We start from the raw sequence: 6429 nt of genomic DNA on the forward strand, positions 1-6429 counted from the left end.
ACCCGAATCTTTGCACGGCTTTTTTCTTCTTCGGAGATATCATGAACCACGAATCCGAAAGGCTCCCCGGCCCCCGTTCCGGAAGGAGCATGGCGCTGGCAAGCAATGGGATGGTCGCCACCAGCCAAGCCTTGGCGGCTCAGGCCGGTCTTGGCATCTTGCAAGCCGGCGGCAACGCCGTGGATGCCGCCATCGCCACCGCCATCGCCTTGACCGTGGTCGAGCCGACCTCCAACGGTATCGGCAGCGACGCCTTCGCCATCGTCCACGATGGTCGAGGGATCCACGGGATCAACGGCTCGGGGCCCGCTCCTCGCCGTCTATCGGCCGAATCCTTGCGAGAGGCGGGCGCAACGACCTTCCCCGAGCGGGGTTGGACGAGCGTTTCCATTCCCGGAGCCCCCGATACATGGAGGATGCTGCACGAGCGTTTCGGAAGCGCCCCTTTCGATTCCCTCTTCGCCCCCGCCATTCGTCTGGCGGAGGAGGGATTTCCCGTATCCCCGGTCATCGCTCGTCTATGGCATGACGCTCGGGCGCTTTTCGAGGGCAAGGGCGACCCCGCCTTCGCCGAATGGGAGCGTATTTTTCTCCCCGACGGTCGCAGTCCGGTGGCGGGGGAGATCTGGCGCAGCCCGGACCATGCCCGAACCCTGCGCCGTCTCGCCTCGCAAGGGGTCCGGGATTTCTACGAAGGGGAAATCGCCCAGCGAATCGCCGAACATGCCCGCTCGAGCGGGGCGATGCTCGACGAGAGCGACCTTTCCGGCTTCCATTGCGAGTGGGTGGAGCCGATATCGATCGCCTATCGCGATCACGAAATCTGGGAAATTCCCCCGAACGGACAGGGGATCGCCGCCTTGCAGGCCTTGGGGATCGTCGCCGGCACCCCGATGCACACCTCGCCCCCGGGTAGCGAGGCGTGTTGGCACTATCAGATCGAGGCCATGAAACTCGCCTTCGCCGATGCCTACCGCCATGTCGCCGATCCGCATTTTTCGAAGGTGCCGGTGCAAGGCCTGCTCGACCCCTCCTACCTCGCCCGGCGAAGGGATCGCATCACCGAGCGCGCCGGGGATCACGGACCGGGAATGCCGCCCTCGGGGGGAACGGTCTATCTTTGCGCTGCGGATCGAGCGGGCATGATGGTCAGCCTCATCCAATCGAATTATCTGGGTTTCGGATCCGGGGTGGTGATTCCGCAAACCGGCATCTCGCTGCAAAACCGCGCCGCCTGCTTCAGCCTCGAGGCCGGGCATCCCAACGAAGCCGCCGGGGGCAAGCGCCCTCGCCATACCATCATTCCCGGCTTTTTGACCCGAGGCGGGGAAGCGGTGGGGCCCTTCGGGGTCATGGGCGGGGAAATGCAGCCGCAAGGTCATCTGCAGGTGATCAGCGCGATGATCGACCACGGACTCGATCCTCAAGCCGCGCTCGACTCCCGGCGCTGGCGGATAGCCGAGGGCGATCGGGTCATGGTCGAGGCGCAAACCGACCCCCGAGTCATCGAAGGCCTCGAAAAGCGAGGCCATCGGGTCGAGGTCGAGGATCACAGCCTCGATTTCGGGCGCGGACAAATCATCCGCCGCTTGGCTTCGGGAGCCCTCGCCGGGGGCACCGAGCCCCGCGCCGACGGAACCGTCGCCGCTTGGTAAGGCCCTTCGAAAAAAGGGGATTCGATGCTTTCCTCGAAGGGCGACGAGACGGATACCGGATCATGGCCTCGAGCGAAAACGATGATCCCGAGACCTAAAGGATCCGCAAATCCTCGAGGCCATCGAGAGCCCCGCCCCGGCCCGGGCATGATCGCCGACGAACGATGACTCCGCTCGAGCGCTATCACAGCGAGGTGATGAGCGGGCGCCTGCAAGCGGATCCGAGCCAATACCGGATGGTGGAATCCCTCGATCGCCTGCATCTAAGCCTCTTGCAGGCGCAATCCGAACCGACTCGAAGCGGTCTCGATTCTTTTCGTCGGTGGATGCGGCATCTCGTCGGCGGCGAGGAGGCAAAGGCGATCTCCGGCCAACCGAAGGGGCTGTATATCTGGGGTGGCACCGGGGTCGGAAAGACCCACCTCGTCAATCTCTTTTTTTCCGGCTTGGATATCGAGCGGAAATGGCGCATCCATTTCCATCGATTCATGCAGCGCATCCACGACGAACGCCACGGCCTTGGCGATCTGGAAGATCCCTTGGAGATCGTCGCCGAGGGGATCGCCGAGCGCGCGCAAGTGATCTGCCTCGATGAATTCCATGTCGCCGATATCGCCGATGCGATGATCTTGAGCCGGCTGCTCGAGATCCTCTTCGAACGCCGGGTGATCCTCGTCGCCACCTCGAATATCCATCCCTCGAATCTCTATGCCGGGGGCTTGCAACGTGAGCGATTCTTGCCCGCGATCGATCTGATCGAGCGATTCATGGAGGTGGTCCATCTACAAGGAGCCATCGATTATCGATTGCGGGCCTTGGAACAAGGCGGCATCTGGTATCTCTCATCCGATCTCGATCACGAAGAGGCACTCGAGAAGCGTTTTCACGATCTGGCCTCGCCCCCGATCGTCGAGGGCGGGAATCTTTGCATCCTCGGCCGGGAGATCCCCGTCTTGCGCCATGCCGAGGGGATCGCATGGTTCGAATTCTCCTACTTATGCGAGGGGCCGCGTTCGGTGAGCGACTATATCGAAATCGCTCGCCGTTACCATACGATCATGCTCGGCGGCGTACCCGCCTTCGACGATGAATATCGAGCCGATGCCTTGAGGCGCTTCATCCATCTCGTCGACGAGATTTACGATCGAAACGTCAACTTGATCATCGAAGCCGCGGTACCGACGAACCATCTCTATTCGGGAACGCGCTTGGAATGGCTTTTTCAGCGCACTCGATCGCGCCTGATCGAGATGCAATCGACACACTACCTAAGGCGCGGACATATCCCCTAAAACTCGATATGGCCATCGACGATCGCAAGCGACGATCATCGAGGCAAGACTATCGCTTCATCGCCGCATGAAATAGCGCACCAGCAGCAGGCCTGCGGCAAAGCCTCCGATATGCGCTCCGAAGGCGATACCCCCTTGCCCATCGGCCGTGGCCGAACCCAATATCTGGATCAAAAACCAGACGCCCAAAACGACATAAGCCGGCAGTTCGCGCATGAAAAAGACGACGCCGAGGGGGATCAACACCCTGACTCTCATCGTCGGATAGAGCCTGAGATAGGCTCCCATGATCCCGGAAATCGCCCCGCTGGCTCCGATCATCGGAATCACCGATGTCTGATCCGGCAGGGCTTGGGCAAGGGCCGCCGCCACCCCGCAAACGATATAGAAAAAGAGAAACCTCCGATGCCCCATTTCATCTTCGATATTGTCGCCGAAGGTCCATAAACAAAGCATATTGCCCAGAAGATGCAACCAACCACCGTGCATGAACATCGAGGTGATGATGGTGGCCATCGGGGATATGGCATCGAGGTGCGAAGGCAAGGAGGCATGACCGAACAGCACCGCCGGGATCAGCCCGAATTTGAATAGCGCATCCCGGTATTGCTGACCGTCGAGACCCGATTGCCACAGAAAAACGAGCACGCAAAGAGCGACCAGCACCCGCGTGACCTGCGGCGTGATCGATCGCGGATTATCGTCGTGTAAAGGTATCAAGGATCCCGTCTCTCGATCATGATTGCCGAGGGCCGCATAGTGAATCCCGAGCCTCTTTGATTTCACGGATTCTTATCGAAACCAATCAAGGATCGATCATCCCCATATCATCGAAAGATCGAATATCTTCGCCGATGAACGATGCCGATAGGCGCTAACAACCCTTCCATTAAAAAAATGTCGGTGGGCCCGGCAGGACTCGAACCTGCGACCAACGGATTATGAGTCCGCCGCTCTAACCAACTGAGCTACAGGCCCTTATAGCGAGTTTTTCAAGATCGCCGAAGCGGGGCGCGCGCTCCCCGCTCGGTGAGCGGCGATGATTATATACCCCTCGGGCGGCGGGTCGGCAATGACGAAAATCGAAATCATCTATCGATGTCGAACCGACACACCCAAAAAAACGATCTCGCTTTTCTTTCGAAGGGTATCGATCCGCTCCTTGACAAGCATCCCCCCAAGATCATGACGATCCTGGCTTTATAGAAGCATCCAAGGCCTTCAAGAATCGCCATGAAATCCCTGCAACTTGTCGGAGCGGCTCGGATGACGCAATTTACGCAAGGCCTTGGACTCGATCTGACGAATACGCTCTCTCGTTACATTGAACTGTTTGCCGACCTCCTCCAAAGTATGTTCGGCGCTCATCCCTATACCGTAGCGCATGCGCAACACCTTCTGTTCTCTGGGAGAGAGGGTGGATAGAACCTCGTCGAAGGCCTCTTTCAATGTCCTCGATGCGACCTCCTCGTCGGGGGCGACGGCATTGTGATCGGGGATGAAATCGCCGCGCCGGGAATCCTCGTCATCGCCGACCGGATCCTCCAAAGAGAGCGGATCTTTGGATATCTTTTGAACCTTGATCACCTTTTCCAAGGGAATTTCCATCTCCTTGGCCAACTCCTCCGGGGTCGGCTCGCGTCCCTTTTCCTGCATGATCTGCCGCGAGACACGCTTCATCTTGTTGATGGTCTCGATCATGTGCACCGGCACGCGAATGGTGCGCGCCTGATCCGCGATCGAACGGGTGATCGCCTGACGAATCCACCATGTCGCATAAGTGGAGAACTTGAACCCGCGGTGGTATTCGAATTTATCCACCGCCTTCATCAGGCCGATATTCCCCTCTTGGATCAGATCGAGAAACTGCAAGCCGCGATTGGTGTATTTCTTGGCGATGGAAATCACCAAGCGCAAGTTGGCTTTCACCATCTCATCCTTGGCTTCTTGCGCTTTGCGCTCGCCATCTTTCATCCGGGCGTGGATTCGCTTGATGGCGGATATCGGCACCTGCCGTTTCTCGCGCAGCCTGTCCAATCTCGACAATCGACGCATCACCTCTTCTTTGTCTTTCGATAGATGCGCTCCCCATGGATAACTCCGGCGGGCTTGGGTATCCCACCAGCTCTTGGCATTTCTTTCCCGACCGTCCTTGTTTTTGAACGACTCGAAAAAACGCTCGCGAGGCATCTTCCCCTTGCTCACACAAATATCGAATAGATAACGCTCGGCCTCCGCCACCACGATGAAATCATCCTCCAAATTCTTTCGGATGGTTCTCCGGTTTTCCAGATCCCTCCTGATTTTCTCCCCGACTTTGATGACCTCCGAATTCTCCAACTCTTTTTTCGCGCTCTCCCGACTCTCTCGGACTTTCGGATTGAATTTGAGATCGAGCACCTGCTTGATGATTTTGCCGCGCTCGGCAATCACTTGACCGCTCGCTTTTTTGCCGGACGTTTTTTTCGCGCTCTTTTCCTTGGCCACCGCTCCTCGATCACTCTTTTGGGCCTTCTTGACGGTCTTTTTCTCGGCTTTTTCCTCGATCGCTTTCTCGATCGTCTTCCTGATCGTCTTATCGAGGCTCTCCCCGGCTTTCTTCTCGATCCGCCTCCCACTTTCGATGACGGCACGCAGCTCGTCCAAGATCGTCAGATGTCGATCGATCCTTTCTTGGTTGGCTTTCAACGCCTCCATCCACTGACTGGCGGGGGGCACGCGACGAGCATAATTCCGATTGAGCCTCCACCAGTCGCTGCGGCCCTTCTCCTTGCCGTCCTTGCCGTAGAAAGAATCGAAAAAGCGATCGGGAGGCATCCCGGCCTCGATCACGCACCGGGCATGGAGGTTGCGTATCTCATCCAGCTTGGCCAGATATATCCGCACCTCTTCTTCCCGGTCTTGCAGGAGCTGCACCCATCGACAACCCCGGTCCTTGTATTCCTTGGTGCCGGCGTTTTTATTGGAGGAATTGACCCTCCACCATTGCTCGGAATCTCTTTCCTCGCCTTGCTTGTCCATGAACGATCCGATCAATCGGTCAAAGCGCATTCCCCCTTCGCGCACGCATAGATCGATCAATAACCCCAAGAATCTGTATGCCGACTCCTCGTTGCGGGCAAAAAAACCGATGAAGGAGGTCGTATCCGTTTCGGTCTTCGGCTCCTTGTCGGCGGTGGCTTTGCGCTCTTTCTTGGCGGGAGCGGAAGAGTCGGTAGCGGTCGCAACGGGGGCGGGAGAAGAAGGAGGGCGGGCATCGGCCTTGTGCGCTTCCAAGGCAGCGCTTCGGCTCGTTTTTTCACGCCGATCGGATGACTTGGCGGTCTTGGCGGGTTTAGTGGATTTGGCGGCCTTGGCAGGCTTGGAAGGCTTGGCAGGCTCGGCGGCCTTGGCAGGCTTGGCGGACTTGGCAGACTCGGCGGACTTGGCAGACTCGGCGGACTTGGCAGACTCGGCGGCCTTGGCAGGCTCGGCGGACTTGG

General features: G+C 58.5%; 4 protein-coding genes and 1 tRNA gene. 2 read left to right on the forward strand and 3 right to left on the reverse strand.

Translation table 11 applies throughout. The features are described 5' to 3' along the window. Nucleotides 1-41 precede the first annotated feature (41 nt). Nucleotides 42-1655, forward strand: coding sequence for a gamma-glutamyltransferase family protein (locus BF99_RS0105375; RefSeq protein WP_025770068.1), 1614 nt, complete (start codon nt 42-44; stop codon nt 1653-1655). Between the two features lie 164 nt (nt 1656-1819). Beyond that, complete coding sequence (gene zapE, locus BF99_RS0105385; RefSeq protein WP_025770069.1) at nt 1820-2947, forward strand: cell division protein ZapE; 1128 nt, start codon at nt 1820-1822, stop codon at nt 2945-2947. A gap of 57 nt (nt 2948-3004) precedes the next feature. Here zapE and BF99_RS0105390 read toward each other — a convergent pair whose 3' ends face one another. The 3 genes from BF99_RS0105390 to rpoD all read right to left on the reverse strand — a co-directional run bounded on the left by BF99_RS0105390 (nt 3005) and on the right by rpoD (nt 5998). Continuing rightward, a complete protein-coding gene (locus tag BF99_RS0105390; protein ID WP_231471312.1) occupies nt 3005-3733 on the reverse strand; it encodes a rhomboid family intramembrane serine protease in 729 nt (242 codons plus the stop codon). Nucleotides 3734-3851: 118 nt separating this feature from the next. After that, nucleotides 3852-3925 (reverse strand) — tRNA-Ile (locus tag BF99_RS0105395). Nucleotides 3926-4168: 243 nt separating this feature from the next. After that, nucleotides 4169-5998 carry an RNA polymerase sigma factor RpoD gene (rpoD, locus tag BF99_RS21855; protein ID WP_197019052.1) on the reverse strand — a complete coding sequence of 610 codons (1830 nt, stop codon included), beginning with the start codon at nt 5996-5998 and terminating at the stop codon, nt 4169-4171. Between the last annotated feature and the right edge of the window lie 431 nt (nt 5999-6429).

Origin of the sequence: Thioalkalivibrio sp. HK1, from assembly GCA_000583135.1 — a bacterium.
In the GTDB taxonomy this organism is placed as follows: Bacteria; Pseudomonadota; Gammaproteobacteria; order HK1; family HK1; genus HK1.